This window comes from Frigoribacterium sp. 9N (assembly GCF_902506305.1).
GTDB lineage: Bacteria > Actinomycetota > Actinomycetes > Actinomycetales > Microbacteriaceae > Frigoribacterium.
The window spans coordinates 2,344,938-2,371,090 of record NZ_LR733392.1 but is presented as its reverse complement, the minus strand read 5'-3'; the positions used below and the strand labels follow the sequence as shown (position 1 = coordinate 2,371,090).

Annotated in this window: 28 protein-coding genes and 2 pseudogenes; 15 read left to right on the top strand and 15 right to left on the bottom strand. The window is 72.7% G+C overall.

Translation table 11 applies throughout. The features are described 5' to 3' along the window. Positions 1 to 61 precede the first annotated feature (61 nt). Entirely contained in the window at positions 62 to 580 is a 519-nt protein-coding gene (locus ARTHRO9V_RS14210) for a MaoC family dehydratase (RefSeq protein ID WP_159828095.1), read from the top strand. Between the two features lie 69 nt (positions 581 to 649). Here ARTHRO9V_RS14210 and ARTHRO9V_RS14205 read toward each other — a convergent pair whose 3' ends face one another. Then, positions 650 to 1,039: a MerR family transcriptional regulator gene (locus ARTHRO9V_RS14205; RefSeq protein ID WP_159828092.1), complete on the bottom strand. Its 390-nt coding sequence runs from the start codon at positions 1,037 to 1,039 to the stop codon at positions 650 to 652. Positions 1,040 to 1,086: 47 nt separating this feature from the next. Between ARTHRO9V_RS14205 and ARTHRO9V_RS14200 the strand changes: the two are divergent. Next, positions 1,087 to 1,869 (top strand): annotated as a pseudogene (locus ARTHRO9V_RS14200) (NADPH-dependent F420 reductase); the annotation flags it as partial. Between the two features lie 64 nt (positions 1,870 to 1,933). On the opposite strand, the gene ARTHRO9V_RS14195 reads toward ARTHRO9V_RS14200, so the two are convergent. After that, complete coding sequence (locus ARTHRO9V_RS14195) at positions 1,934 to 2,644, bottom strand: SDR family oxidoreductase (RefSeq protein WP_159828086.1); 711 nt, start codon at positions 2,642 to 2,644, stop codon at positions 1,934 to 1,936. 108 nt (positions 2,645 to 2,752) lie between these two features. Here ARTHRO9V_RS14195 and ARTHRO9V_RS14190 point away from each other — a divergent pair, with 108 nt between their 5' ends. Then, complete coding sequence (locus tag ARTHRO9V_RS14190; protein WP_159828083.1) at positions 2,753 to 3,355, top strand: TetR/AcrR family transcriptional regulator; 603 nt, start codon at positions 2,753 to 2,755, stop codon at positions 3,353 to 3,355. A 37-nt stretch (positions 3,356 to 3,392) separates the two neighbouring features. On the opposite strand, the gene ARTHRO9V_RS14185 is transcribed toward ARTHRO9V_RS14190, so the two are convergent. After that, positions 3,393 to 4,388 carry an NADP-dependent oxidoreductase gene (locus tag ARTHRO9V_RS14185; RefSeq protein ID WP_159828080.1) on the bottom strand — a complete coding sequence of 332 codons (996 nt, stop codon included), beginning with the start codon at positions 4,386 to 4,388 and terminating at the stop codon, positions 3,393 to 3,395. Positions 4,389 to 4,651: 263 nt separating this feature from the next. Here ARTHRO9V_RS14185 and ARTHRO9V_RS14180 point away from each other — a divergent pair, with 263 nt between their 5' ends. Next, entirely contained in the window at positions 4,652 to 6,127 is a 1,476-nt protein-coding gene (locus tag ARTHRO9V_RS14180; RefSeq protein ID WP_200922555.1) for an Nramp family divalent metal transporter, read from the top strand. Beyond that, complete coding sequence (locus ARTHRO9V_RS14175; protein WP_201298950.1) at positions 6,124 to 7,098, top strand: phosphoglycerate dehydrogenase; 975 nt, start codon at positions 6,124 to 6,126, stop codon at positions 7,096 to 7,098. Before ARTHRO9V_RS14180 ends, ARTHRO9V_RS14175 begins: the two co-directional genes overlap by 4 nt. 56 nt (positions 7,099 to 7,154) lie before the next feature. On the opposite strand, the gene ARTHRO9V_RS14170 is transcribed toward ARTHRO9V_RS14175, so the two are convergent. From ARTHRO9V_RS14170 to ARTHRO9V_RS14155, 4 genes are all read right to left on the bottom strand, one after another. After that, entirely contained in the window at positions 7,155 to 7,739 is a 585-nt protein-coding gene (locus ARTHRO9V_RS14170) for a DUF1349 domain-containing protein (protein WP_159828077.1), read from the bottom strand. Positions 7,740 to 7,813: 74 nt separating this feature from the next. Next, a complete protein-coding gene (locus ARTHRO9V_RS14165) occupies positions 7,814 to 8,038 on the bottom strand; it encodes a hypothetical protein (protein WP_159828074.1) in 225 nt (74 codons plus the stop codon). Positions 8,039 to 8,161: 123 nt separating this feature from the next. After that, positions 8,162 to 8,572, bottom strand: a complete 411-nt coding sequence (locus ARTHRO9V_RS14160; RefSeq protein WP_159828071.1) for a cupin domain-containing protein — start codon at positions 8,570 to 8,572, stop codon at positions 8,162 to 8,164. A gap of 7 nt (positions 8,573 to 8,579) precedes the next feature. Then, a complete protein-coding gene (locus ARTHRO9V_RS14155) occupies positions 8,580 to 8,933 on the bottom strand; it encodes a carboxymuconolactone decarboxylase family protein (protein ID WP_056043982.1) in 354 nt (117 codons plus the stop codon). A gap of 388 nt (positions 8,934 to 9,321) precedes the next feature. Between ARTHRO9V_RS14155 and ARTHRO9V_RS14150 the strand changes: the two genes are divergently transcribed. Continuing rightward, positions 9,322 to 10,152 carry an oxidoreductase gene (locus tag ARTHRO9V_RS14150; protein ID WP_159828068.1) on the top strand — a complete coding sequence of 277 codons (831 nt, stop codon included), beginning with the start codon at positions 9,322 to 9,324 and terminating at the stop codon, positions 10,150 to 10,152. 286 nt (positions 10,153 to 10,438) lie between these two features. Here ARTHRO9V_RS14150 and ARTHRO9V_RS14145 read toward each other — a convergent pair whose 3' ends face one another. Beyond that, complete coding sequence (locus ARTHRO9V_RS14145; protein WP_159828065.1) at positions 10,439 to 10,978, bottom strand: PadR family transcriptional regulator; 540 nt, start codon at positions 10,976 to 10,978, stop codon at positions 10,439 to 10,441. Between the two features lie 128 nt (positions 10,979 to 11,106). Further along, complete coding sequence (locus ARTHRO9V_RS14140) at positions 11,107 to 11,463, bottom strand: VOC family protein (RefSeq protein WP_159828062.1); 357 nt, start codon at positions 11,461 to 11,463, stop codon at positions 11,107 to 11,109. A 328-nt stretch (positions 11,464 to 11,791) separates the two neighbouring features. Between ARTHRO9V_RS14140 and ARTHRO9V_RS14135 the strand changes: the two genes are divergently transcribed. Beyond that, complete coding sequence (locus ARTHRO9V_RS14135; protein WP_056043968.1) at positions 11,792 to 12,838, top strand: NAD(P)-dependent alcohol dehydrogenase; 1,047 nt, start codon at positions 11,792 to 11,794, stop codon at positions 12,836 to 12,838. Between the two features lie 295 nt (positions 12,839 to 13,133). On the opposite strand, the gene ARTHRO9V_RS14130 is transcribed toward ARTHRO9V_RS14135, so the two are convergent. Next, positions 13,134 to 14,000: an AraC family transcriptional regulator gene (locus ARTHRO9V_RS14130; RefSeq protein ID WP_159828059.1), complete on the bottom strand. Its 867-nt coding sequence runs from the start codon at positions 13,998 to 14,000 to the stop codon at positions 13,134 to 13,136. A gap of 92 nt (positions 14,001 to 14,092) precedes the next feature. On the opposite strand from ARTHRO9V_RS14130, the pseudogene ARTHRO9V_RS14125 reads away from it, so the two are divergent. After that, positions 14,093 to 15,608: pseudogene (locus tag ARTHRO9V_RS14125) on the top strand (DUF5107 domain-containing protein); the annotation flags it as partial. Positions 15,609 to 15,845: 237 nt separating this feature from the next. Beyond that, complete coding sequence (locus ARTHRO9V_RS14120; RefSeq protein ID WP_159828056.1) at positions 15,846 to 16,907, top strand: glycosyltransferase family 2 protein; 1,062 nt, start codon at positions 15,846 to 15,848, stop codon at positions 16,905 to 16,907. 99 nt (positions 16,908 to 17,006) lie between these two features. On the opposite strand, the gene ARTHRO9V_RS14115 is transcribed toward ARTHRO9V_RS14120, so the two are convergent. Next, on the bottom strand, positions 17,007 to 17,594 hold the full coding sequence (locus ARTHRO9V_RS14115; protein ID WP_159828053.1) for a GNAT family N-acetyltransferase: 588 nt from the start codon (positions 17,592 to 17,594) through the stop codon (positions 17,007 to 17,009). Positions 17,595 to 17,667: 73 nt separating this feature from the next. On the opposite strand from ARTHRO9V_RS14115, the gene ARTHRO9V_RS15845 reads away from it, so the two are divergent. From ARTHRO9V_RS15845 to ARTHRO9V_RS14100, 3 genes are all read left to right on the top strand, one after another. Continuing rightward, complete coding sequence (locus tag ARTHRO9V_RS15845) at positions 17,668 to 18,381, top strand: DUF805 domain-containing protein (RefSeq protein ID WP_236557060.1); 714 nt, start codon at positions 17,668 to 17,670, stop codon at positions 18,379 to 18,381. Between the two features lie 58 nt (positions 18,382 to 18,439). Next, entirely contained in the window at positions 18,440 to 19,036 is a 597-nt protein-coding gene (locus ARTHRO9V_RS14105) for a hypothetical protein (protein ID WP_056225147.1), read from the top strand. Positions 19,037 to 19,280: 244 nt separating this feature from the next. Further along, positions 19,281 to 19,808, top strand: a complete 528-nt coding sequence (locus tag ARTHRO9V_RS14100; protein WP_159828050.1) for a GNAT family N-acetyltransferase — start codon at positions 19,281 to 19,283, stop codon at positions 19,806 to 19,808. A gap of 457 nt (positions 19,809 to 20,265) precedes the next feature. On the opposite strand, the gene ARTHRO9V_RS14095 is transcribed toward ARTHRO9V_RS14100, so the two are convergent. Next, the gene (locus ARTHRO9V_RS14095; RefSeq protein ID WP_159828047.1) at positions 20,266 to 20,895 is read right to left on the bottom strand and encodes a maleylpyruvate isomerase N-terminal domain-containing protein; all 630 of its coding nucleotides are present in this window, start codon (positions 20,893 to 20,895) and stop codon (positions 20,266 to 20,268) included. 77 nt (positions 20,896 to 20,972) lie between these two features. Here ARTHRO9V_RS14095 and ARTHRO9V_RS14090 point away from each other — a divergent pair, with 77 nt between their 5' ends. Both ARTHRO9V_RS14090 and ARTHRO9V_RS14085 read left to right on the top strand, forming a co-directional pair. After that, a complete protein-coding gene (locus ARTHRO9V_RS14090; RefSeq protein WP_082460343.1) occupies positions 20,973 to 21,608 on the top strand; it encodes an SRPBCC family protein in 636 nt (211 codons plus the stop codon). Beyond that, the gene (locus tag ARTHRO9V_RS14085) at positions 21,605 to 22,288 is read left to right on the top strand and encodes a DUF4166 domain-containing protein (RefSeq protein WP_159828044.1); all 684 of its coding nucleotides are present in this window, start codon (positions 21,605 to 21,607) and stop codon (positions 22,286 to 22,288) included. Before ARTHRO9V_RS14090 ends, ARTHRO9V_RS14085 begins: the two co-directional genes overlap by 4 nt. 575 nt (positions 22,289 to 22,863) lie before the next feature. Here ARTHRO9V_RS14085 and ARTHRO9V_RS14080 read toward each other — a convergent pair. The 3 genes from ARTHRO9V_RS14080 to ARTHRO9V_RS14070 form a co-directional block, all read right to left on the bottom strand. After that, a complete protein-coding gene (locus tag ARTHRO9V_RS14080; protein WP_159828041.1) occupies positions 22,864 to 23,550 on the bottom strand; it encodes a DUF6518 family protein in 687 nt (228 codons plus the stop codon). A gap of 228 nt (positions 23,551 to 23,778) precedes the next feature. Beyond that, a complete protein-coding gene (locus ARTHRO9V_RS14075) occupies positions 23,779 to 24,468 on the bottom strand; it encodes a DUF4232 domain-containing protein (protein ID WP_159828038.1) in 690 nt (229 codons plus the stop codon). 144 nt (positions 24,469 to 24,612) lie between these two features. Next, entirely contained in the window at positions 24,613 to 24,789 is a 177-nt protein-coding gene (locus ARTHRO9V_RS14070) for a CsbD family protein (RefSeq protein ID WP_157485369.1), read from the bottom strand. A 179-nt stretch (positions 24,790 to 24,968) separates the two neighbouring features. Here ARTHRO9V_RS14070 and ARTHRO9V_RS14065 point away from each other — a divergent pair, with 179 nt between their 5' ends. Next, on the top strand, positions 24,969 to 26,144 hold the full coding sequence (locus tag ARTHRO9V_RS14065; protein ID WP_159828035.1) for a LysM domain-containing protein: 1,176 nt from the start codon (positions 24,969 to 24,971) through the stop codon (positions 26,142 to 26,144). Positions 26,145 to 26,153 lie beyond the last annotated feature (9 nt).

Genomic DNA, 26,153 nt, shown 5'->3' with positions numbered 1-26,153 from the left:
CCTGCTCGCGCGTGGGGGTCTCGGCGACTTCCTGGGGTCTCGGCCGACCTAGGGTGAAGGCGTGCCCTACGAACCGGACGGGACCGCAGTCGCGGCCGACGACACCTCGCCCTTCGCGCATCGGCTCGCCGATCGCTTCCTCGACGACTACGTGCCCGGCCTCACGCTGGAGCACGGCTCGTACCGCGTCACGGCGGACGAGATCGTCGACTTCGGCCGCCGGTTCGATCCGCACGACATGCACGTCGACGCCGAACGGGCCGCGGTGACTCCCCTCGGCGGACTCGTGGCCAGCGGCTGGCACACGACCGCCATGATGATGCGCCTGATGGTGGCGTCCTACCTCAACCAGGGTGCCAGCGTCGCGTCGCCCGGCGTCGACGAGTTGCGCTGGTCGGCGCCCGTCCGCCCCGGCGACGTGCTCCGCGCCCGGTTCACCGTCGTCGACGCCCGCCCCTCGGCCTCCCGTCCCGACCGGGGAGTGGTCCGCACCCGCATCGAACTCCTCGACCAGCACGACCGGGCCGTGATGACGCAGGTCATGACGAACCTGATCCTGGCCCGCCCCGCCGCCGGCTGACCCGGCCTGCGACCAGCTGACCCCGCCCTGCGACCGGCCGACCCCGGCCTGCCCGCGACAGAGCCCGGATCACCCGGCCCGAGTCCCCGAACGCCCGACGCCGGCGTCCTCGAGGGCTCCCAAGTAGCGCGTGAGCGCGTCGCGGTTGTGGGTGAGGAACTCGATCTTCTCGGTCATCCGGTCGCGCTCGGTCTCGAGCAGCTCGACGAGCCCCGGTTCGGCGTTCTCGACGACGATCGTCTGCGGCTGGCCGAGGCAGGGCAGGATGTCCGTCACGATGCGCGTGGGGATGCCCGCGTCGATCAGGCCGCGGATCTTGCCCACCCGGTCGATGAGGCGCTCGTCGTAGTCGCGGTAGCCGTTCGCCAGCCGGGTCGGGGTGATGAGGCCTTGCTCTTCGTAGTAGCGGAGCATCCGCGACGGGACGCCCGTCCTGGTCGACAGCTCACCGATGCGCACGAGTCCTCCTCCGACTTGACCTTCACACTAATGGCAACGTTCATGCTGGAGGCATGTCTGACGTACGAGAAGAAGAACGAGCACACCTGACGATCGGGATCATCGGGGCCGGCTCCATCGGATCGACCATCGCCCGCCGCCTCGCCCGCCACGGGCACGACGTCGCCATCGCCAACTCGCGCGGCCCCGAGACGATCGACGAGGCGGCCCTCCGCACCGGCGCCCGCGCCGTGGACGCCGCCGAGGTCGCCCGGGGCGTCGACGTCCTCATCGTCTCGGTGCCGATGAACCGCAACGCCGACATCGCCGAGTACGTCCGCTCGGCCCCCGAGGGCGCGGTCGTCGTCGACACGTCGAACTACTACCCCATGCGTGACGGCTCGATGCACGACTTCGAGCAGGGCGTCCCCGAGAGCGTCTGGCTGTCCGAGCTGTTCGGACGCCCGATCGCCAAGGCGTGGAACGCGATCATCTCGCAGTCGTTCGACGCGAAGGCCACCGAGCCCGGCGACCCCGCCCGCGTCGCCATCCCCGTGGCCGCCGACCGTGACGCCGACCGCGCCGTGGCCATGCAGCTCGTCGAGCAGACCGGGTTCGACGCCGTCGACGCCGGGGCCCTCGCCGAGTCGTGGCGCCAGCAGCCCGGCTCGCCCGTCTACTGCACCGACCGCACGCGCGCCGAGATGCCCGGGTGGCTCGCCGCCGCCGAGAAGGAGCGCGTCCCGCAGCGCCGCGACCTCGCGATGGAGGTCATCGGCGGCTACGTCGAGGCCGGCGGCACCGTCGACGGGCCGTTCCTCGTGGCGATCAACCGCGCCTGCTACAGCTGACGCGACCGAGCGCAGGAGGCGCGGTGCCGGTCGGGCCGGCACCGCGCCTCCTCGACGTCACCGGTCAGCGCGCGGCGAGCTGCGGGTAGAGCGCCTCGAGCGGCGCCGACAGGCCCGCCTTCACCTGGCGCGAGGTCTCGTCGGCGAGGACCTCGTGCTCGCCGGCCTCGAGGGCGTCGAGCACGTCGGCGACCAGCGTCGCCGGGTCGGTCTTCGCGTCCGTGACGCCCGCGGCCATCGCGGTGTCGACGTAGCCCACGTGCACGCCGACGACCTGCACGCCGGCGGGCTGCAGCTCGAGGCGCAGCGAGTTCGTGGCCGACCACAGCGCGGCCTTCGTCGCCGAGTAGATGCCCGCGACGGCGAACCACGACAGCGCCGAGTGGATGTCGACGATGGCCGTGCCGCCGCCGTGCGCCGAGAGGAGCGGCGCGTAGGCCCGGGCGAGGAACAGCGGCCCGAGGAAGTTGGTCTCGACGTTGGCGCGGATCTCGTCGTCGGTGTGGCTGAGGATGCCGGGCGTGGGGGTGCTCGCACCGGCGTTGTTGACCAGCACGGTGACGTCGGGCGCCGCCTCGACGACGGCGGCGATCGAGGCCGGGTCGGTCACGTCGAGGGTGAGGGGCACGACGCGCTCGTCGTCCCAGCTGCGCGGGGTGCGGGCCGTGGCGTAGACCTTCGCGGCGCCGCGGGCGAGGGCGGCCTCGACGAAACGGGTGCCGATGCCCCCGTTCGCTCCGGTGACGAGGACGACGGAGCCGGTGATGTCGGTCATGGGTGTTCCTTCCGGGGTGGTGCGAGGATGAGGCGGCTCGAGACCGAGTCGCCATAGGTGACTCATGTCATAATTGAGTTCAGTCAGTTTCTATTCCGGGAGATCCGAATGACGTCGTCAGCCCCGCCGCTCGGCCGGCGCGAGCGCAACAAGCAGGAGAAGCTCGAGCGCATCACGCGGGCCGCGTCCGACCTGTTCAGCCGACACGGGGTCGACGAGGTGACGACGCTGCAGATCGCCGAGGCGGCCGACGTCGGCGCCGGCACGCTGTTCCTCTACGCCCGCACGAAGGGCGAGTTGTTGCTGCTCGCGCAGAACGCGGCGTACGCGCGGTCCCTCGACGAGGGGATCCGCGCCTCCTCGTCCGCCTCGACCGCGCTCGACGCGGTCGTCGCCGTCCTCGAGCCGATCGTGCACTGCAACCGCGCCCAGGTCGAGAACGGCCGCACCTACCTCCGCGAGATGGCGTTCGGCGACGCCACGGAGCCGCACCACGCCGAGGCGCTCGCGATCGTGGCCCGGACCGAGGAGGCGGTGGCCGGGATCGTCGCGCGCCTCACCTCGGCGACGCCCTCCGACGCGGCCGCGTTCGCCCACGTCGTGTCGGCGGTGATGATGCTCGCGATGTCGTCGGCGGTCGACGAGTCCGTGCCGGACGACGAGATCGTCGCGGGGGTGCGACGTCAGCTCGAGGTGATCCTGCCGCGCTGACGCGCGCTGGCGGGTTCGTCGCCCGTGGTGCCGGCCGTCACGGGAGGGTGACGACCGCCTTGCCGCGGATGCGGACCTTCCCGAGGCCGTCGAGCGCGGTCGCCGTCTCGGCGAACGGGTGCGTCGCGCCGACGACCGGTCGGATCGCGCCCGCGTCGACGAGGGCGGCGATCTCGGCCAACTGGCCGCCGTCGGCGCGCATGAAGAGGAACTCGTACGAGACACCGAGCTTCTTCGCCTGGGCACGCACCTTGCGGCTGAGGCCGGCGATCGCGAGGCGCACGACAGGGTTCAGCCCCGCGGCCTTGGCGAAGGCGGGAGTGGGCGGGCCCTGGATGCCGATGGCGATGCCGCCGGGGCGGAGCACCCGAAGCGACTTCGCCAGGTTCTCGGCGCCGAGGCTGTCGAGGACGAGGTCGTAGCCGGACAGCTCCTGCTCGAAGTCCTGGGTGCGGTGGTCGACCACGACGTCGGCACCGAGCTCGCGCACGAAGTCGGCGTTCGACGAGGAGGCGGTGGTCGCGACGTGCGCGCCGAGGTGCTTCGCGAGCTGGATCGCGATCGAACCGACCCCACCGGCACCCGCGTGGACGAGGACCTTCTGACCGGGCTGCACGTCGCCGCGTTCGACGAGGGCCTGCCAGGCGGTGAGGGCCACGAGGGGGAGCGACGCGGCCTCGACGGTGCTGATGGAGATCGGGGCGAGGGCGACGTCGGCCTCGTCGACGGCGATGCGCTCGGCGAAGGTGCCGATCCGGTGGTCGCGGGGGCGGGCGAACACCTCGTCGCCGGGCTTCAGGCTGCGGACCGAGCCGCCGACCTCGATGACCGTCCCGGCGACGTCGTGGCCGAGGACGAGGGGCGTCCGGTACGGGAGGATCAGCGTGAACTCGCCCTCGCGGATCTTCGCGTCGAGGTGGTTCAGACCGGCGGCGGCGACCGCGATCAGGACGTCGTGGTCACCGACGGTGGGCTCGGGCACGTCGACTTCGTGCAGGGGCTGCTTGTAGGCGTCGAAGGCGAAGGCTCGCATGGGGGTGCTCCTGGGGGCTGAGGGCTGAAGGCTGAGGGCTTGGGGTGTGGCTGTGGGTGACGGGGCCGGCGGGTAGGGCGCGCGACGCGGCGTCCACGCATGCCACTCGGCACCGGCCCGAGCGTACTCAATTCTGAGCGCGCTCAGTAAGAAAGTCAAGGATCTTGTCGGCGTCATGTGTCGCGTAGATCGCGCAGATCGTCTTGCGCGCAACGCGCAGCACATGCCATGCTCGAACGATTCCGACTGTCAAGGGAGACACCGTGAACACGAGCCAGAACGGCCCGCAGACCACCGATCTGCCCGCGGCCGCCGCGGCTGCCGCGTCTACCGCGGACGCGCGGCCCACCCCGTCGAGCGAGGTCCGCGACCCCTACGCCCTGCGGGCGCAGGACGTCGCCGCCGCTCCGAGGACCTTCCTCCAACGCTTCCGCTACCTCGGCCCCGGCCTGATCCTCTCGGCCGCCGTCGTCGGCTCGGGCGAGCTCATCACGACCACGGCCCTCGGGTCGAAGGCCGGCTTCGTGCTGCTCTGGCTCGTCATCGTCAGCACGGGCGTCAAGGTCTGGGTGCAGATGGAACTCGCCCAGTGGGCGATCCTCCACGGCAAGACCGCCCTGCAGGGGTTCAGCGAGGTGGGACCGCGCACCGGCCGGGGCGGCTGGATCAACTTCCTGTGGATCTTGATGGACTTCGCCAAGGTGCTGCAGCGCGGCGGCATCATCGGCGGTGCCGTGGCGTGCCTGTCGATCATGTTCCCGGTGGCGGGCGAACCGCTGAGCACCCCGTCCCTCTGGTTCTGGACGATCGTCGTGCTCGTCGCGGCCGTCACCCTCATGCTCTCGGGCCGCTACGGCATCGTCGAGCGCGCCTCCCTGGTCTCGGTCGTCCTCTTCACGGTCATCACCGTCGCGCTCGCCGTGGGCCTGCCCCTCACCCCGTTCGGCTACGACGGCGGCGACCTCGCGAGCGGTCTCACCTTCGCGCTGCCCGCCGGAGCCATCGGCTTCGCGATCGCCATGTTCGGCATCACCGGGGTCGGCGCCGACGAGATGACGACCTACACCTACTGGTGCCTCGAGAAGGGGTACGCGCGCTGGACCGGCCCCGACGACGGCACCGAGGAGCGAGCGCGCCGAGCGGAGGGGTGGATCAAGGTCATGCGCCTCGACGTGCTCGTCTCGTGGGTCATCTGCACCCTCTGCACGCTCTCGTTCTACGTCATCGGCGCCGCCGTGCTGAACCCGCAGGGCCTCGTGCCCGAGGGCAACCAGATGATCGTGACCCTCTCGCGCATGTACTCGGACACCCTCGGCACGGCGGGCTACTGGGTGTTCCTGGTCGGCGCCCTCTTCGTGCTCTTCTCCACGCTCGTCGCCTCGACGGCCTCCGTGCCGCGGTTGTGGTCGAACACCCTCGCGATCCTGGGCTTCTACCGGTGGGAGGACGTCGCCACGCGCCTCCGGATCATCCGCGTGCTCACCGTCGTCATGCCGACCATCTGGGCCGCGAGCTTCCTCGTGATCAAGTCGCCCGTGCTGATGGTCCAGATCGGCGGGGTCGCCGGCGGCGTGTTCCTGCTGGCGGTGGTCGTCGCCGTCTGGAAGCTGCGACGCTCGGTGCCGCGGCGGTTCCGACGGTCGGCGTTCTGGACGGTCGCCCTCACCTTCAGCAGCGTCGCCGTCACCGCCGTCGGCGTCTACTCGGTGCTCACCGTCGTCGGCGTGGAGTTCGCGTGAGCGCCGCCGACGCACCCCGGGTGCTCGTGACGACGCCGAGCTTCGGTCAGCAGTCGCCCCGCCCCTGGGAGGCGCTGGTCGCCGCCGGTCTCGAGGCCTGCCTCCCCGAGGGGACGCATCCTCTCTCGGGCCCCGACCTCGGCGCCGAGCTGGTCCGCACGGGGGCCTCCGCGGTCGTCGTCGGACTCGACGCCGTGGACGCGTCGGTGTTCTCCGCCGCGCCCGCCCTACGGGTCGTCGCCAAGCACGGGGTCGGCGTCGACAACATCGACCTCGACGCCGCCCGCGCGGCCGGGGTGGTCGTCGTGAACGCGCCCGGCAGCAACTCGGGAGCCGTCGCCGACCTCGCCCTCGGCGCGATGCTCGCGCTCGCGCGGCAACTGGTCCCGGCCCACGCCTCGATGCTCGCCGGACGGTGGGACCGCTTCGCCGGCGTCGAACTGACCGGCCGGACGCTCGGCCTCGTGGGCTTCGGACGCATCGGGCAGGCGGTCGCCCGCCGCGCCTCCGGGTTCGACATGGACGTCGTGGCCTACGACCCGTTCGTGCCGGACGAGGTCTCGGACGCCGCCGGCGTCCGCCGCGCCTCCCTCGAGGAGGTCGTGACCGGCTCGGACTTCGTCAGCCTGCACCTGCCCGGGACGCCCGGCGAGCCGCCCCTGGTCGACGCCCGGCTGATCGAGGGCATGCGCCCGGGCGCCTACTTCGTCAACGCGGCCCGTGGCGGGCTCGTGGACGAGGAGGCGCTGGTCGCCGCCCTGCGCGACGGCCGTCTCGCGGGTGCCGCCCTCGACGCCTTCGCCCACGAGCCGCTCGGGGCCGACGACCCGCTCGTCACCGCACCGAATGTGCTGCTCACCCCGCACATCGGTGCCTACACCGACGTCGCCAACGCGGCGATGGGCGTCACCGTGGCCGAGGACGTGGCCCGGGTGCTCGGCGGCCTGCCCCCGCGCAACCCCGTGGCCTGACGTCGGCCGCGGGGTGCCCGGGACGATCGGCCTGCGGGCTGCCCCGGGCGGGGTGGTCAGTCCTCGGGGTGCAGGCTCTCGTCGGCGGCGGACGTCGTCCACGAGGTGAAGTGCACGGTGAGGTCGGCGCGCGAGGGGGCGCAGCAGAAGGGGCCGGCGCTCGCCGCGGCGTCCGGGGCGAGCGGGGCGACGCGGACCAGGCGCCAGGGCTCTGCGTCGACCCGGGCCCGGATGGTGAGCGCGTCTCCGGAGCGGCTGGCTCGGATCGTCACGGTGCGGCCGGTCCAGTCGACGGGGGAGAGCGACCAGTCGGACCGGCCCCGCGTGACCACAGCGCCGAGGCTCTGCTCGCCGTCGCTGAGCTCGACCCCGGCCTTGACCCAGGTCTCGGGGTCGACCGAGACGAAGATCCCGGCCTGGTCGAACTGGGCCGAGAAGTCGAGGACGAACGACACCTCCATGGCGGTGCCCTGCTCCAACGGGGCGACCAGGGCGTGCTCGGTGTCGTGGACGAACCCGTACGACGTGAGGCGCCAGGCGTCGCTGCCCTCGGCTGCCGTGACGCGCATGCCGTCGTCGGCGACGTCGACGGCGGTGGGCTCGGTGGTCCAGGTGCCGGTGGTCCAGGGGATGTCGGTCATGGGGGCCTCGTGCTCGGTGGTGGTCGGGGGGAGTGGCGGCGTTGACATCGGTGGTGCCGTCCGGGCTGCTGGCGTCAGCGCTCGTGCGTCGGCGCGTCGCCGGCCTCGAGGGCGGCGTGCTGCCTCTCGACACGGCGGGTCAGGGCCATGGCCCGCAGCCCGACCACGATCGAGGCCGACCCGCTGAGGATCATCAGCACGCCCACGAGGTCACTGCCACCCCTCGTCAGCAGCGCGCCGCACACGACCACTCCGGCGGAGAGGAGGAGCTGCAGGGTCGTCCACGTCGTCGTCGTCATCCCTCGACCCTACGAGCGTTCGGCCGCGAACGGCTCGGCCGCGCGACGGAGCGACCCGAGGAGGCGCGGTGCCGGATCGAATCGCACCGCGCCTCCTCGGCGACTTCCCGGGGTCTCGGCGCCTCAGTCGGCGTCTCGGCCGGCGTAGTCCTCGTCGGTGATGCGCTCGAGCCAGGTCGTGGTGGTCGCCGGGTCGTCGGCCGCCTCGAGGACGGCGACGTGCTCCATGAAGCTGCCCTCGGCGGCGGCGTGGAAGTGCTCCTCGCCCGGCGCGAGGTAGATCGTCTGGCCGGGGTGGACGTCGACGACCTTCCCGTCGCGGGTGCCGAACCGGGCGACGCCCTCGGTGACGTACAGGAACTGGCCTCGCGCGTGGTGGTGCCAGGCGGTCCGCGCGCCGGGCGCGAAGCGGACCTTCGCGACCGTCGCGCGCTGGTCGTCGGTCTGCGGGGTGACGATGGGGTCGAGCCACACCTGGCCCGGGAACTGCTCGTCGGGGTTCAGGGTCGTGGGCTGCGGGGGCAGGATCTTCACGGGTTCCTCACTTCTCGTCGGTGTCGTCGTCTGCGTCGTCGGTGAAGAGCTCCTGGGCGACGCCCATGGCGGCCATCCCGCGGGGCCAGCCCGCGTAGAGCGTCACGTGGGTGATCGCCTCGACGAGCTCGTCCTGGGTGACGCCGTTCTCGACGGCGCGGCCGAGGTGGAACCGCAGCTGCTCGGTGTTGCCGCCGGCGGTGAGCACCGCGACGGTGACGAGGCTCCGGTCGCGCGCGGACAGTTCGGGGCGGTTCCAGACGTCGGCGAAGAGGACGTCGTCGGTGAGTTCGGCGAGCTTGGGGGCGAAGTCGCCGAAGAGGGTGCGCCCTCCGCCGACCTGGACGGGCTGATCTGACATGGGTCTGCTCCTGGGGCGGGTATCGGGCCGGGACGTCCGGTGCCGGACGCCGACTCCGGGCGGCGGGGTGCCCGCCGGGCCGGGTCGCTCTCGACGCTAGGCCGGCGCGGGCGGGGCAGGGAGGCCCCGCCAGGGTCCCTCGGCCCGACACGCCCCGCCCCGGCGGGAGCCGGGCGCCGACGTCGCACCGCCGACTGGACGTCGCACCGCGCACGTGGGCGGTGCGACGTTCAGTGGGCGGTGCGACGCGGGGCAGCGACGCGGGGCAGCGACGCGAGGGGGGTACTGCTGGGACAGGGGGCGGCGGGACCCGACGGGCACCGCGCCTCCTTGGTTGTCTGGAGTGCGGCGCGTCAGCGACCGCGACGCACGAGAGAGAAGAGAACACATGTCGACCTGGTTGATCACCGGCTGCTCCACGGGGTTGGGGCGGGCCTTCGCCGAGGAGGCGCTGGCCCGCGGACACGACGTCGTCGTCACTGCGCGCGACGCCTCGGCCGTGCAGGACATCGCCGACGCCCACCCCGACCACGCCGTCGCCACAGCCCTGGACGTCACCGACCCCGACCAGGTGACCGAGGCCGTCCGCCTCGCCACCGAGCGGTTCGGCGGCGTCGACGTCCTCGTCAACAACGCCGGCTACGGCTACCGCTCCGCCGTCGAGGAGGGTGACGACGCCGACGTGGCGCGCCTGTTCGACACGCACTTCCACGGCAGCGTCCGCACCGTCAAGGCCGTCCTGCCCGGCATGCGCGCCCGCCGCAGCGGCACGATCGTCAACCTGTCGTCGATCGGTGCCCGCCGCACGGGCCCCGGCTCGGGCTACTACGGCGCCGTCAAGGCCGCGATCGAGCAGATGACCATGGCCCTGCGCACCGAACTCGCCCCGCTCGGCATCACGGCGACGGTCGTCGAACCGGGCTCGTTCCGCACCGACTTCTCGGGGCGCTCGCTCACGCAGTCCGCCACGCCCATCGCCGACTACGCCAAGACCGCCGGACGTCGCCGCATCGAGGCCGACACCTCGGACGGCACCCAACCCGGCGACCCCGCCGCCGGTGCCCGCCTGCTCGTCGACGCGGTCGACTCGGGCGAGGCCCCGTACCTGCTGCTGCTCGGCTCGGACGCCGTCGAGATCGTCACGGGCGCACTCGACGACCTCCGCCGCGACGTCGACGCATGGGCGGAGCGCAGTCGCGCCACCGACTTCGACGCCTGAGCCGGTCGCCTCACCTGCAGGAGGTGCGGTGTCGGTTCAGACGACCCCGCTCCTCCTGCAGGCCGTCACCTCCGGAGTGCCCGCGACCCCCCGCGGTCACCCCGGCCCGACCGGTGACGCCCCTGCCACGACGACCCGACGGCGCCTCGTCGCCCGGGCCGGCCCACGCCGGTGACGTCGGCTGCCGGCGACGAGGTGACGCGATCGGCTGACGCGTGGCTTCGAGGTCACGCTAGTCCAGTTGGTACTAGTCATCAATGGACGGGACGAAAAAGGTGCCCCCGTTCTACGGGGCCCTGGGGGCACCGATCTCGCCGTCGCGCGAGTAGTCCTCGACCCAGGCCCGCTCGCTGCGCAGCTGGTCGAGCAGGTGCCGGAACATCGCGACCGACTGGACGGGGAAGCGCGTCGCGTCGTCGTCGCTGGCGTCGAGGTAGGCCTGGGCCGTCGCCATGCGCTCGTCGAGGGCCTGGAGGCGCGTGGCGAAGATCGTCGCCCGCGTCGCCTCGTCGACCAGGTCCAGCAGCGCGAACCGGACGTAGAACTCCTCGTCGTCGCCGGCGCGGGAGAGGGGGAAGTCGGCGACCCGCCCGATCAGCAGGTCGCGGCCCGCGTCGGTGAGCGAGAACACCTGGCGGTTCGGGCGACCCGTGGTCTCCACGGTGCGACGGTCGAGCGCGCCCCGGTCGTGCAGGCGCTTCAGCGTCGTGTAGACGGCGTTGTTGTTGACCACGCCGAGGCCCGGGCGCCGCACGTTCCGCTTGATGTCGTACCCGTGCTGCGGGCCGGCGAGCAGGTTGCTCAGGATGAGGATCTCGGTGACCATCCCCACATCATGGGGGGTCCCGGCCGGGTCGACGCGACCGCGGCGCGACCGGCCCCGCCGCGGCGCCACCACACGCGGGAGGCGCGGTGCCGGTCGGACCGGCACCGCGCCTCCTGGGGGCCCCGACGTCAGTCGGTCGGCGGCGTGTAGAACTGCAGGTCGTTGCCCTCGGAGTCCTTGAAGGGCAGGATGCGGCCCCACGGGTGCTCGCTGATCGTGCCCGTCACGTCGGCGCCGCGCGACTGCAGGTCGGCCAGCGCGTCCTCGAGGCTGCCGTCGGGCTGGAACGTGATGACCGCCCCGCCCTCGCTCGACGCCGCGGCCTCCTCGCGACCGTTCAGGCCGATCATCAGGCCGTTGGCGTCGATCTCGGTCCAGTCGTCGCTCTCGTCCTTCACCGTGAGGCCGAGCGCGTCACGGTAGAACGCCGTCGCCCGCCCCATGTCCGTCACGGGCACCCATACCGTTGCCACTCCGCTTGCCATGTCGACTCCTTCGTCCGGCACCGGACCACCCGGTGCTGCGTCTGGCTCCTTGCTACGCCGCGCACCGCGCGAGCCGAGCCGCGAGTCAGGGCACTTTCCCACCCGGAAGCGTGTCTCACGGTGCCCGGTGCCCGAGCGGACCACCCGCAGGAGGCGCGGTGCCGGACGGACGCGCACCCCGCCTCTTGCGGGCCGTCGCGTCGGGGGCCCTGCCAGGGCCTCCCACGATCGGCGCGGGGGCGTAGCGTCGATGACGAGGAGCCCGTCGTCGAGCACCGCGTTCCGACCCGCCCCTCGTCCCCGTACCGAATCCACCCCCAGGAGACCCATGCGCACCGTCAACGCCTACGCGGCACCGTCCGCCACCGAGCCCCTCGTCAAGACGACCATCGAGCGCCGCGACGTCGGCCCGAAGGACGTCATGATCGACATCGCCTACGCCGGCATCTGTCACAGCGACATCCACACCGTCCGCGGCGAGTGGGGCGAGATCCAGTACCCGCAGGTCGTCGGTCACGAGATCGTCGGCACCGTCTCGGAGGTCGGCTCCGAGGTCACCAAGTACGAGGTCGGCGACCGCGTCGGCGTCGGCTGCATGGTCAACTCGTGCGGCGAGTGCGAGTACTGCAAGCGTGGCGACGAGCAGTACTGCGCCAAGGGCAACGTCGGCACCTACACGGGCGTCGACCCGGCCGACGGCAGCATCACCCAGGGCGGCTACTCGCAGGCCGTCGTCGTCACCGAGGACTTCGTGCTGCGCGTGCCCGAGTCGCTCGACTACGACAAGGTCGCACCGCTGCTCTGCGCCGGCATCACGCTGTACTCGCCGCTGCACCACTGGGGCGTCACCGAGGGCACCAAGGTCGCCATCGTCGGCATGGGCGGCCTCGGCCACATGGGCGTCAAGATCGCTGCCGCACTCGGCGCCGACGTCACCGTGCTGTCGCAGACCACCTCGAAGAAGGAGGACTCGCTGCGTTTCGGCGCCAAGGCGCACTACGCGACCAGCGACGAGCAGACCTTCACCGACCTGGCGAACTCGTTCGACCTGATCATCAACACCGTCTCGGCGAAGGTCGACATGGGCGCGTACCTCGGCCTGCTGGCCGTCGACGGCACGCTCGTCAACGTCGGCGCCCCGTCCGAGCCACTCGAGGTGCCCGCGTTCGCGCTGATCCCGGCGCGTCGCAGCTGGGCCGGTTCCGCCATCGGCGGCATCCGCGAGACCCAGGAGATGCTCGACTTCTGCGCCGAGCACGGCATCGTGCCCGAGACCGAGCTGATCGACGCCGACCAGATCAACGAGGCCTACGACCGCGTCCTGAAGTCCGACGTGCGCTACCGCTTCGTGATCGACGCGGCGACCTTCGCCTGATCCGAGCCGTTCCGACGGACGCCCCCGCACCGTGTGTGCGGGGGCGTTCGTCGTCCCCGGGGTAGTCGTGGGCGCACCGCACCGCACCGCGTTTCGTGCACTGCACCCCGACTAGACGCGGTGCAGTGCACGAAACGCGGTGCGAAGCGCCAGCCGGGTTGCGGTTCGCCGGACCGCATCGCTCGACGCGCCATGCGTGAGTTCCTGCGCCGATGAACCCGGTCCCGAACGATGCACCCGGAAGCTTCTGGGTGCATCGTTCGGAACCGGGTGTCTCGAGGCAGGCGTCGGCGGCTCAGCCCTTCCGCTGCGCCCGGTACGCCGTCGGTGAGACCCCGTGGACGGCCTTGAACTGGCGGGCGAAGTAGAAGGGGTCGACGTAGCCGACGCGCTCGGACACGAGGGCGACCGGCGAGTCGGTCGTGTCCAGCAGCTCGCGGGCCCGCGCCATGCGCAACTGGGTCTGGTACCGCAGCGGCGTCACGCCGGTCTCGCGGCGGAAGCGGGTGGCGAAGTGCGAGGGGCTCAGCCGGGCCATCGCGGCGAGCTCGTCGACCGAGACGCGCTCGGTGACGTGCTGACGCAGGTACTCCTGGGCCTGACCTACCGCGGACACCCGTGGTGCCCCGGCCGTCCGCTCGGACGACACGAGCGCCATGAGGTGCCACGCGGCTCCCGAGGCGGCCAGGGCGCTGGCGAAGGTCTGGTCGCGCTCCATGGCCTGGACGACCTCCTCGACCAGGGCCACGATGCGGTAGACGTCCGACAGCTCGCGCACCGGGGCGCCGGCCCGGACCCCGGCGACGCGGAGGAACTCGGCGAGGTCGTGCCCGGCCACGTGCAGCCACCAGAGGGTCCAGGGGGTGGCGTCGTCGGCGCCGTAGGCGTGCGCGACGCCCGGGGGCACGATCACGACCTGCCCCGACCGCACGGGGTGCCGCACCCCGGCGACCTCGCACCAGCCCGAGCCCCGGGTGCAGACCAGCACCACGCACTGGTCGACGCCGTCGGGCCGGGTCATGCCGTGCGCCCGGGCCCGGGGGAAGTAGCCCGCGTCGGTGACGACGAGGTGGGACGTGCCCGGCCGGGAGAGGGCGGCCCGCACCCGGGGTCGGGGCATGACGAGCAGGCGTTGACCGGGGAAGCCGTCCTCGAGGAGCATGCGGACGAGTCTGGCCCGCCGCAGTGGTTTCGTCCAGGCAGTCGGCAGGATCGGTCGTTCCGACGGGCTCGGGGCCTCCGTACGCTCGGACCATGCTCACCGCCGAGTCGAAGATGGCTCTTCCCCCCGTGCCCACTGATCAGGCCGACGCCGGAGTCGCCGTCTGGTCGGAACCCCTCGTCCTCGACACCTACCTGCCGGGCGAGCCCGACCGGTACCCCGCCTTCCTCGACGCCCGCGTCTACCAGGGATCGTCCGGGCGGGTGTTCCCGTTGCCGTTCCACGAGCGCATCTCCGCCGAGAAGCGGCCGCACGAGTGGCAGGCCGTCCACCTCGAGAACCGCTGGCTGCGCCTGGTGATCCTGCCCCAGCTCGGCGCACGGCTGCACGTCGCCTACGACAAGACCGCCGACTACGACGTCTTCTACCGCAACAACGTCATCAAGCCGGCCCTGGTCGGCCTGGCCGGTCCGTGGATCTCGGGCGGCGTCGAGTTCAACTGGCCGCAGCACCACCGCCCCGCGACCTTCCTGCCGACCGACGTGTCGATCGAGCGCGAGGCCGACGGGTCGGTGACGGTGTGGTGCTCCGACCACGACCCCTTCGCCCGGATGAAGGGCATGCACGGCATCCGCCTGCGCCCCGACTCGTCGCTCATCGAGGCCAGGGTGCGCCTCTTCAACCGCAGCGACGAGACGCAGACCTTCCTCTGGTGGGCCAACGTCGCCGCCGCCGTGGGCGACGACTACCAGTCGTTCTTCCCCACCGACGTGCGGCACGTGGCCGACCACGCCAAACGGGCCGTCGTGACCTTCCCCCGGGTCGAGGGCGACTACTACGGCGTCGACTACCCGGCCCGCGTCGACGACGAGCACCCCGACGCCGACCGCCTCGACTGGTACCGCAACATCCCCGTGCCGACCTCGTACATGGTGACCCACACCGACGACGACTTCTTCGGCGGCTACGACCACGGGCGCCGCGCGGGCTTCGTGCACTGGGCCGACCGGGCCATCTCTCCCGGCAAGAAGCAGTGGACCTGGGGCGACGCCCCCTTCGGCCACGCCTGGGACGCGAACCTCACCGACGGCGACGGCCCCTACGTCGAGCTGATGGCCGGCGTGTACACCGACAACCAGCCCGACTTCTCGTTCCTCACCCCGGGCGAGACGAAGACCTTCAGCCAGTACTGGTACCCGATCACCGAGATCGGCCCCGCCCACCAGGCGACCCGTGACGCGGCGCTGCGCATCGAGCAGCTCGACGACACCGCCGGGGCCGTGGACGTCCTGCGCATCGGTCTCGCCGTCACGGCCGTCCACCCGCGGGCCGAGATCGTCGTCCGTACGGTCGACGGCACCGTCCTCGACTCGGTCACGGTCGACGTCGAACCCGGCCTGCCGTCGGTGCTCGACCGGTCCCTGCCGGCGGACGTCCTCCTCTCCGACGTCGTCGTGGAGGCGCGCTCCGCCGGACGCACGCTCGTCACGGTGCTCGGCTCCACGGTCCAGGCGAGCCTCGACGCGGTGGCCGCGGCCGGAACCCCGGAGGCCGGCGCCCCCGAGACGGCCGCGGCCACCGCGTCGAGGCTCGCCTGGACCGTGGAGCNTCGACGTACTCGCGCTGCACCTCGAAGTCGTCGTCGACGGGACGCAGCTCGATGCGTCCGCCCTTGCCGGCGTCGACGATGCCGGAGAACACCGGGTCGCTGGCCATGTCGGGCATCGGCAGCCAGTCGATCTGGCCGTCGCGGGCGATCGGCGACGGTCCGACCGTCGCCGATCGCCCCGTAGGAGCGCAGCGGCACGTAGCCGTCGTCCCGGGGGTCGGGGCGGCGGTGGCGGCGTGGCCGTGCCGGTGTCGGAGGCGGTCGAGGTGGCCGGGCCGGCCCACGAGCTGGAGCAGCCGCGCTGGTTGCAGCAGGCGTACGGCTGGTCGGCCGACCTGTTGCACGCCGACGACCGGTCGTACCGCCACCTGATCGGGGCGGTCACCTGCTGCACCCGCTGGTTCTTCGACCAGGTCGGGGGCTTCGACGAATCGTTCACGAGCTACGGCGGCGAGGACTGGGAGTGGGCCCACCGCGCGTGGCTCGCCGGCGGCGTGTTCGCGCACGTGCCGGGCGCCGTGGCGTGGCATGACGGGCCGGACTGGGCGGGACGGGCGACGGGTGCCGGCGGCGGGTCGGCGGGGTCGGCGGCCTCGGCGTCGGCGGACTCGGCGTCGGCGGCGTCGGCGGCCGCTCACGAGGACGAGGAGGCGCGGCGTCAGGCCGAGAAGAACGGCGAGACCCTGCGCCTCGCCGATCTGATCGCCGTGCGCGGCTCGCGCGGGTTCGGCGTGCGGAGTCGCGCGGTGGACGTCTGCGTCGACCTGGTCGCCGCCGTCGGGACCTCGATCTCGGCCGGTGCGGCGTTCGTCGCGGTGGACAGCGTGCTGGCGGCGATGCCGGACGCGACGGTCGTGGTGCCGGACGACGTGGCCCCGGTCTTCGAGGCGGACCAGCGGGTGCGAGGACGCTCGTCGGACGCTGCCGCCGCGGCGCTGGGCGGTGCCCGGGTGGTCGTGACGCTCGACGGGCCCGTGCGGGTACTGCCCGCGGTGGAGGCCGGCGGCTCGGACGACGCCCGGGTGCAGGCCCTGGCCGCTGCGGTCGGCCTCGGGGACGACGTCGCGCGGGACCTTCGGACGGCGACGGACGCGGTGGGCGTCGGGTCGCTCGGCACGCTCGAGTTGGCGGACCCGTCGGGCCGCGTGCTCGTGACGGTCGAGTCGCGTCGCGCCGCCCTGCGCGCCCGACGCTGGGGGGCGGGCGTCGCGTTCGTCTCGCACCGCGCCTCCGTGGACTGGCTGACGCCCGTCACGGGCGAGCCGAGCGTCGCCGCCTACCTCGGCGGCTGGGGCTGATCCCGGGGCCCGCGCGATCACTCCCGCGGTCGCGTCGAGTGGTCCCCCATCGTCCTTCGTCGGCCGACGAGGGACGATTCGGGACCACTCGACCGACGTTCAGGGGGTGGGTGCGACCAGGGTGAGCCAGCCCTCGTCGACGACGTAGCCGAGGGAGGCGTTCGTGGCGACGATCGCGAGGTTGTCGACGGAACCTCCTGTGCGGAAGCGGAGCACGCCGGCGTCGAGGAGGGCCAGCACCGACGCGGCCTTGACCGCCGCGGCGAGGCCTCGACCGCGGTGATCGGGGTGCACGACGGTGACGTCCGTCTCGGCGGTGGGACCGTCGAGGTCGACGACGGTCAGGCCGACGAGGCGACCCGTCGACGTGAGGGCACCCCAGGCCCGGCGGGTCGGTCCGGGTGTCGCCGACGACCGGTCGAAGGACTCGTGCCGTGTGGCCACGCTGCCCGGGTAGCCGTCGAGGGTCTGCGCGTCGAGAGCGAGGACGTCGTCGACGTCGTGCGGACCGAGCTCGCGGGTCGTGACGTCGGCGACCCTGCCGGACGCGAGGGCGCGGAGGCGGTCACGGTCGACGCGGTCGCCGTCGAGCCGGGCACCGAACGACCGGGCCGCGACGGTCCACCCGGCGCGGAGGAGCGCGGCGGCCTCGGGCGAATCGTCACGGAGGACGGCCGGTGTCTTCACGGTCCGATGGTACGACGCCCCCGCTCGGTAGGGTGGTCGGGTCGCGGTGGGCGGCGCGGACGAGGGGGATCTCATGAGCGACCAGAACGACGGAACGGACCAGCGGGGCGGGCAGCCGCAGCAGCCGCCCTACGGGCAGCCCTCCTACGGGCAGCCGACGCCCCCGCCCTACGGGCAGCAGTCGCCTCCGCCCTACGGGCAGCCGACGCCTCCGCCGTACGGGCAGCAGCCGCCCTCCGGGCAGGCGACGCCTCCGTCGTACGGGCAGCAGCCCGGGTACGGGCAGCCCTCGTACGCACAGCCCTCGTACGGACAGCCGCCACAGGGGTCGCCCTCCGGCCCGGGCGGGTCGGTCCCCCTCTGGGCGCCGCTGTACGGGGCGGGCCCGGTCGTCGCAGTGAAGCGGTTCTTCCTCAAGTACGCCGACTTCACGGGGCGCGCGAGCCGCAGCGAGTACTGGTGGGTGGTCCTCGCGAACACGGTCCTCTACTTCGTCCTCGGCATCGTCGGGTTCCTCGCGGGCCTCCCGGGGAGCACGACCGACTACGACGGCACCCTCGAACCCGGACCCGGTTTCATCCCCTTCGGCTTCGTCTTCGCGATCCTCTTCTTCGGGACGATCGTGCCGTTCCTCTCCCTCGGAGCGCGGCGACTCCACGACATCGACCTCAGCGGGTGGTTGCTGCTCATCAACCTCGTCCCGTACCTCGGCGGATTCGTCATCTTCATCCTGTCGCTGCTCGGCCCGAAGCCCGGCGGCGCCCGGTTCGACCGGCCCCGGGCCTGACGGCACCTCAGCCCGGGCGCAGTGACGGCGGCGGACGCGTCACGGTAGTTTCTCGACCATGAGCGCTCCCGACGCCCGCGTGCCCGACGACCGACGTGCCCTCGTCCAGCCGGAGCTGCGCCCCGGCGAGCGCCTGCTCTGGTCGGGCGGCCCGGACGAGAGCGTGACCTTCGGTCGCAACGACCTGTTCCTCGTGCCGTTCAGCCTGCTGTGGTGCGGGTTCGCGATCTTCTGGGAGGTCTCCGCGCTGCGCGACGGGGCGTCGTGGTTCTTCGTCGCCTTCGGTGGGGTCTTCGTGGCGATCGGCCTCTTCTTCGTGGTCGGCAGGTTCCTGCTCAAGCGGGCCCGGAAGGCGAAGACGGGTTACGCGGTCACCGACCAGAGGTCGTTCCTGGTCGTCGGGTCGACCGTCCACCAGGCGCCGGCGAAGCAGCAGAACCAGGAGGTCTCGTGGTCCCGGGACCGCACCCACGTCAGCGTCGACTGGACCGACTCGATCACGGGGAACACCCCGTTCGGCGCACGGCAGCGGGGCCTGACCAACACGGGCCTCGACGGGGTCATGGCCCCGCTGCCGATGACCTTCGTGGACGTGCGCGACGGCGAGGCGCTGCTGCGCGCGCTCGACGAGGCCGGGCGTCCGGAGGCGCGGTGAGGGCCCTCCGCGGATTCCTCCGTCGACGAGAGGCGGACGTCGACAAACCCCGCCGCAGTCAGGCCTGACGTGACCTCGTCGACCGGGTGCTCGTCGAGCTCCACGCACTCGACCCCTAGGGACTGGAACCCGGCACGGAGGACGGCGCCCCGTGGGGCGAGTACGAACCCGAGGCCGTCCCGATGACGACGGCGACGGCGACGACGACGGCATCGGGCCGCGTCTCCGGCGGTACCGTGAACCCGTGTCCTCCCACCTCCGCCTGATCGAGCCGCGAGACGCCCCCGAGTTGGCCCGGGCGTTGACGCGCAACCGTGAGTTCCTGGCGCCCTGGGACCCCGTGCGCGGTGACGCCTACTTCACGCCCGAGGGGCAGCTGTCGGTGATCTCGTCGCTGCTGGCGCAACGATCCCGGGGTGAGGCGCAGCCGTTCGTCATCGTCGACGAGGGTGCCGTGGTGGGGCGACTGACCCTCAGCGGGATCGCCCGTGGCCCCTCCCGGTCCTGTGACCTGGGCTACTGGCTGTCGGAGGACCGCAACGGGCGCGGCATCATGACCTCGGCCGTCGGCGAAGCCGTCGACTGGGCGTTCGGCGACGCCGGCCTCCACCGTGTCCAGGCGGGGACGCTCCGTCACAACGTCGCCTCACAGCGGGTCCTGCAGAAGGCGGGTTTCGAGCAGTACGGCATCGCACCGTCCTACCTCGAGATCGCGGGCCGCTGGCAGGACCACGTCCTCTTCCAGCGGGTCGACGACTCGACCGGACGGTGATCCGTCCAGGACAGGCTCGGTCGTTCCCTTGGAGGGTGTGACCCCGCCATCCGTTCGATCCGGACACCCGCCGCGACACCGGCCCGGAACTGCCGACACCGACACCGGCAGCGCCCCCCGTCGGCAACTCCTGGCTCCCGTCGCGGTAGCTCTCCTCCCCCGGTGGTCCCGGTACTCCGTCGCAGCACCGGCCCGGAGTTGCCGACACCGACAACGGCGGCATGCTCGACATCCGCTTCGACCTGAACGCCTGTCCGCCCACCCCCTTGCACGCGGCACGCGTCCCGCCCCAGGTCAACAAATCCTGACTCCTGTCGCAGCCGCTCCCCTCCCTCGCGGAAGCCGGCACCCCGCCGCAGCACCAGCCCGGAATTGCCGACACCGACACCGACACCGACAGTCGAACCCGGACCCGCGAGGGCCCGCTCCGTCGTCCGACAGCGGACCGGCGGCCCCGTCAGAGCACCGTGTAGCCGGCGGCGAGCGCCGAGCGACCCGTCAGGGCCGTCAGGAGGCGCGGCGCGTCAGCCCACAGAGCATCGGCCATGAGGGCCCCGAGCACGACCAGCGCCTGACGACCCGCGATCTCGGGCGCCGGCCCGTCGAGCCCGGCGGCCGCCCTGAGGTCGCCCGTGTGCACCACGAGCTCGACGACGCGCGTCGGGAGGTAGGCCTCGAGCCGCCATTCGCCGCCCGGCGTCTCCACCCGCGCGTCCGCGGTCCGTGCGGCCACCACGCCGGTCACCCGTCGCACGACGGCGTCGACGCTCTCGGGCAGGTGGGCGCCGAGGTCCCGTCCTGCCTGCCGGCCCCGCTCGGCGACCTCGTCCGGGTCGGCACGGCCGCCCCGGACCGCCCGGTAGTAGTCGACGGTCCGGTCGCCGGAATCGGACGACCCGGGCCGCAGGTACTGCTCGACCGTGAGCAGGGCCCGCGACGTGTGGCCGACGAGGTCGCGGTGGTTCCACTCGCCGAGGGCCGGGGCGTCCCAGAGGCCCGGCGGCCGGTCCAGCTCGTGCACCGTCTCGGCGAACCATCGCGCCGCCGCCCCGAACGCGTCGCGGACCGTCGCGAAGCTCTCGCCCATGGGGTGAGCCTAGATCCGGCCGTGACCTGCGTCGCGGGGTGTCCACCCGGCCGTCACCATGCCCTAGCCTCGCCATCGTGGGGAAACGTCAGATCTACGTCGAGACCGTGATCGACGCCGACCTCGACCGGGTCTGGGCCGCCACCCAGGACCCCGCCCAGCACGTCCGCTGGGACGTCCGCTTCTCGAGCATCACCCCCGGGCCGCCGGACGCCGACGGGTCGACCCCGTTCCGCTACGTCCGCCGTACGCCCGTCCACACCGTCCGGGGCACGGGCGTCAGCATCGGCGAGCGCCACGGCCGGGACGGTTCGCGCACGTCCGCCCTGCGCTTCGCGACCGACGACGTCCTCTCGCCGATCCGGGCCGGTCGCGGGTACTGGCGCTACGTCCCCACCGCCGACGGACGGACGCGCTTCGTGACCGGCTACGACTACGACCCGGGTTGGGGCCCGCTCGACCTGGTCGTGCGTCCGCTGCTCGGTTGGGCGACGGCGTACAGCTTCGACCGCCTGCGCCTCTGGCTCGAGACCGGCCGCGAACCCGAGCGGTGGCCGCTCGCCTGCGCTCTCGCGTTCTGGCGTCCGGACCGCCCCCGCGCCTCCCGCACCCTGCGTGCGCCCGCCGGCGGCACGCGCGCGGGCGACCACCTGAAGGAGGCGCCGGTCACCCTGGCCGCGCTGCCCGACCCTGCGAGGCGGTCACCTCGATGACGTCGATCTTCGAGCAGGCCCTCGGCGAGGACTTCACGCGTCTGCACCCGATGATGCAGCGACGTTTCGGCGTCGGTCTCGACTCGGGCGAGGCCTGCGTGGGCCGGGGGGTCATGTCGTCGATCCGGCGGGGCCCGTGGTGGACGGTCCCGTTCTTGCAGATCGGGCGGTTGCGCAACATCCTGGTGCCCGACGTCGGCCACGACGTGCCCTTCGTCATCGAGAACTATCCGTACCGCGACGCACTCGGACGCGAGACGGTCACCTTCGTCCGCTCGTACTCGGTGCCGCGCCGCCGCGCGGGAAGACGGCCGGTCCGATTCGACGCGACGATGGTGCTCGACCGGAGGCGGGTGCTCGACTACCTCGGCACGCACCAGCACCTCGCGGTCGACCTCGACCTGTCGGTCGACGACCGCGGCGGCCTCGTGCTGCGATCCGGGGCGCAGCGCTTCCACGAGGGCCCCGTCTCGTTCCGCTTCCCGATGCTGTTCAGCGGTCGGGCCGAGTTGCACGAGTGGTGGTCCGACGACGACGAGTCGTTCCACGTCGACCTCGAGGTGCACAACCACCGCCTCGGGTTCCTCTTCGGCTACCGCGGCGCCTTCACCTGCGAGTGGGTCGCCGCCTCCGATGCGCCCACCCGGCTCAAGCCGCGACGCACCGAGGCGCGTCTCTAGGCCCCGGAGTGGAGCGTGCGTCCCGTCCCCCTGTCGGCAAGTCCTGGCTCCCGTCACGCCCGCACCCGTCCCACGCCGATCCACGCCCCCCGCCGCAGCACCAGCCAGGAATTGCCGACACCGCGACAGCAACACCGGCACGGCACCGGACCCGGCATCGGCATCGGCATCGGCATCGGCATCGGCATCGGCATCGGCATCGGCATCGGCATCGGCATCAAACCCTGTCGGCAAGTCCTGGCTCCCGTCACGCCCGCACCCGTCCCGCGCCGATCCTCGCACCCCATCGCAGCACCAGCCAGGAATTGCCGACACCGCGACACGGGCACCCGCCACGGCACCGGACCCAGCGCCGAACCCCGTCGGCAAGTCCTGGCTTCCGTCACGCCCGCACCCGTCCGGGGCCGATCCACGCACCCCACCGCAGCACCAGCCAGGAAATGCCGACACCGCGACACCTCGACACCGGCACGGCGTCGGCACCGGCACCGGCCCCGGCGTCGGTCGCGGGCGTCGGCATCGGCGGCCACCGGGGAGGGGCGGGTCGAGTCCCGGCGGAGGAACGACCCGGCCGGTCACATCAGCAGGTGAGGGAGGGCCGTGTACGCGACGACGAACAGGATCGACAGGGCCACCACCGACCCCGCCGTGACGACGGGCACCCACGTCGGGACGGACGACCGTGTCCGCACCGTGCCCCAGGCGAGGAAGGCCCCGCCGAGGACCAACTGGAGCACCCAGTAGATCGCGCCCGGTCCCTGGTCGAGGACGACGAGCCCGTAGAGCCCTTCCCCCACGAGCACCGTCGAGAGGGGCACGACCGCGAGGGTGCGCCGGGTCGGCGACGACGCGCGGAGGAGTGCGGCGCTGACGCCGATCACCGGGCCCACGAGGAGCCCGAGGATCGTGAAGACGTTCTGGAACGGCTCGTCGTAAGGGAAACCGCGCCATCCCGACACGATCCGGTAGCCCTCGACCAGCAGCACGAACGCCACCGCCCCCAGGACGGCCGACAGGGCGGGACGGGCCCGCACGGTCAGGACCAGCGCGAAGACGAGGATCGACCAGCCACCGGACGAGTTCGCGAAACCGCCGAGCCATTCGGGCAGGACGCCCTGTGCCGGGCTCGTCAGTCCGCCGAGCACCAGTGCTCCGGCCGCCACCGCGGCGACCCGACCGGCGCCGTGGACGATCGTCGCGGCCCGGCCCCCCTGCCGTCGGGCGGTCGGCGGGGCGGGGCGGTCGAGTCGGGTCCCGGTCATGGCAGCTCTCCTTCGAGGAGGTGCCAGCGTACGAACGCCCGGCGTCGGCACGCGTCCTCCGCGGGTCGCAGGCCGTGCGGCTCGAGGATGACCTCGCCCGTCGAGACGTCCGTGGACGTCGGGCCGTCGGACCGCCGGCCGCGGAAGGACGATCCGCATCCGCCCGGCCGCGATGCCGGCCGGACCCGCGTGCCGCCGAGCCCGCGTGCCGGCCGAGCCAGCGTGCCGTCAGAAGGTGGCCAGGGCGCTCACCCTCATCTGCTGCACTCGGGCGTTCGCACACGCCTCGAAGCTCGACCCCGAGGCGGGGACGAAGATTGACTCGAGCGAGCCCGGCGGGTAGACGCGGAACCCGTCGGTCGCCTGCGGGCGGCACTCGGACGCGTCGTAGTTCCCCGTCTGGGTGATCTGCACGATCGTCTGCACCTCGGCACCGGGGGCGAGCGTGTGGGCCTCGTGCGGCGTCGAACGGTCGAGCGCGGCCGAGGCGCCGATCTGGGTGCCGTTCCCGTCCCCGACGAACGAGACGCCGGGCCAGCCTTGGAGGGTGCAGGAGCGCTGACCGCCGTTGGTCAGGATGATGGCGACGCCGTAGCTGCCGGCCGCACCCCCGCCTCCGTCGGCGATCTCGGCGGTGAGTTCGCCCACCGTGCACCGCGAGGACGCGTCGCCCGGGGCGCCGTCGCCCAGGTCGCCACCGCCGCCGGACGCCCCGTCGGGACCCGGCGTCGCCGTGGGAGAGGAGGCGCTGGTCGGCGAGTCGGTCGCCGACGAGCCGGTCGTCGGTGAGGCCGTGACGGTCACGGTGGGGGCCGCCGTCGTCTCGGGGCCGCCCGGGGCCGAACAGCCCGAGAGCACGACGGCGAAGGACGCCACGACGACCGCGGCGGGGACGAGGGAACGGAACGGACGCTTCATGTCTCCACCGAAGCACGCTCGGCCATGTTCTTGCACACTCTGCACCTTTACCCGCTCGTTCCCCGGTCTCAGCCGGGACGACGAAGGGCCCGACATCCGCGGATGCCGGGCCCTTCGTGTTGCCGACCGGGGTCGGCGGGACGATCAGTTCTTGCCGAGGTCGTCCTTGGCCTTCTCGGTCTCGAGACGCTCGTCGCTCATGTGCTGGTCCTTGTGACCCTGCTTCGTGAGCTCTTCGTCGTCCGTGCGCTTGCCGACGGCCTCTTCGGCCTTGCCGGCGGCCTTCTGGACGAAATCTTTTGCCTTGTCACCAACGGACATGACGTACCTCCTGGTTGTCGGTCGACCGGACTGACCCGGTACACCCGTGACGGTAGGCCGGGTGTCCGCGGGCCGCCGGGGTTCACAGGCTGTTCCAGGTTCGTACCCGGACCGGGACCCGACCGATCGGTCTCGACCCGGTCCACGCCGTCGCCTAGGATCGTCGCCGAGGGGGCACCATGGCACGACACACACCGGGGGCGGGCGACGACGAGGGAGTCACGCCCGGTCACGAACCCTTCGCGCCCCCCGCGTCCGACACCGACGACGACGCCGACACGGTCGACGCGTCGGACGCTGCCGGACCTCGACTCGTCGCCTGGTCGCACCCCGGCACCGCGGGTTCGGCCACCACGAGCGGCGCCGCGAGCGCGGCCTCGGCCGACCCGGTCGGCGCGACCGTCGACGACCAGGACGACGAACCCGCCCCCCGGTCCGGCCGCCGCCGCCTCGCCGTCATCGGCGGCGTCGTCGCCGCCGCGGCCCTCGTCGCCGTGGTCGTGAGCGCGGTCCTGTCCACGAACGGCTCGGCCCCGCTCGCGGCCGGGGCACCGACCGGGTCCGCGAGCCCGACCACGATCGCCCGCACCTCGACACCCACCCCGAGCGCCTCCCCGTCGCCGATGCCGACCGCCCCCGCGACGCCCTCGCCCCGGGCGGCCACCCCGCCGCCCGAGGACGCTGCGGCGCCGGCGCCGTTCATCACCCCGGTGCCCGCCGGCACGGTCGTCGCCGAATCCGACGTGGCGTCCCCCAAGGGCAGCATCCACTTCCACTACCGGGTGGTCGCCACCGGCGACGGCACCTACACGACCGACGTGACCGACTTCACCTCGAGCCTGCCCGTCCCGGTGGGGGTGTCGTTCTACCAGGTCGCTCCGTCCGTCGGCGACGGCATCACCTTCGGAGGCGACGGGGGTTCCGAGATCGGGGGGCCCACCGCGACCCCGGCATCGGCGTCCTGGAGCTTCGGAGCGGTCACCCAGCCGTCGTACCTCTCGACCCTCGTCGTCCACTCGACCAGCACCTCCCCGGACGTCCCCGTCGAGATCTCGGCCGGGAAGGTGCTCGCCGTCGCCCCGGTCGCCTGGTCGGTGCCGCCGCGTGGGACGAACATCGCCCCGGTCGACTCGGGTGCGGTGGCCTTCGCCACGGGAGCGCTCGAGGCGACCACGGCGTCCGGTTCGCCCAAGCGGTACACCGTCGCGCCCGACGACCTCATCGACGCCGTCGCCCGGCGCTTCGGCATCTCGGTCTCGGCGCTCCTCTACATGAACCAGGGCCTCCAGGTCATCGACGACGCGCAGCACCTGTTCGCGGGCACGACGCTCGTCCTCGACCCCGACAGCGTCTGAGCCGGGACG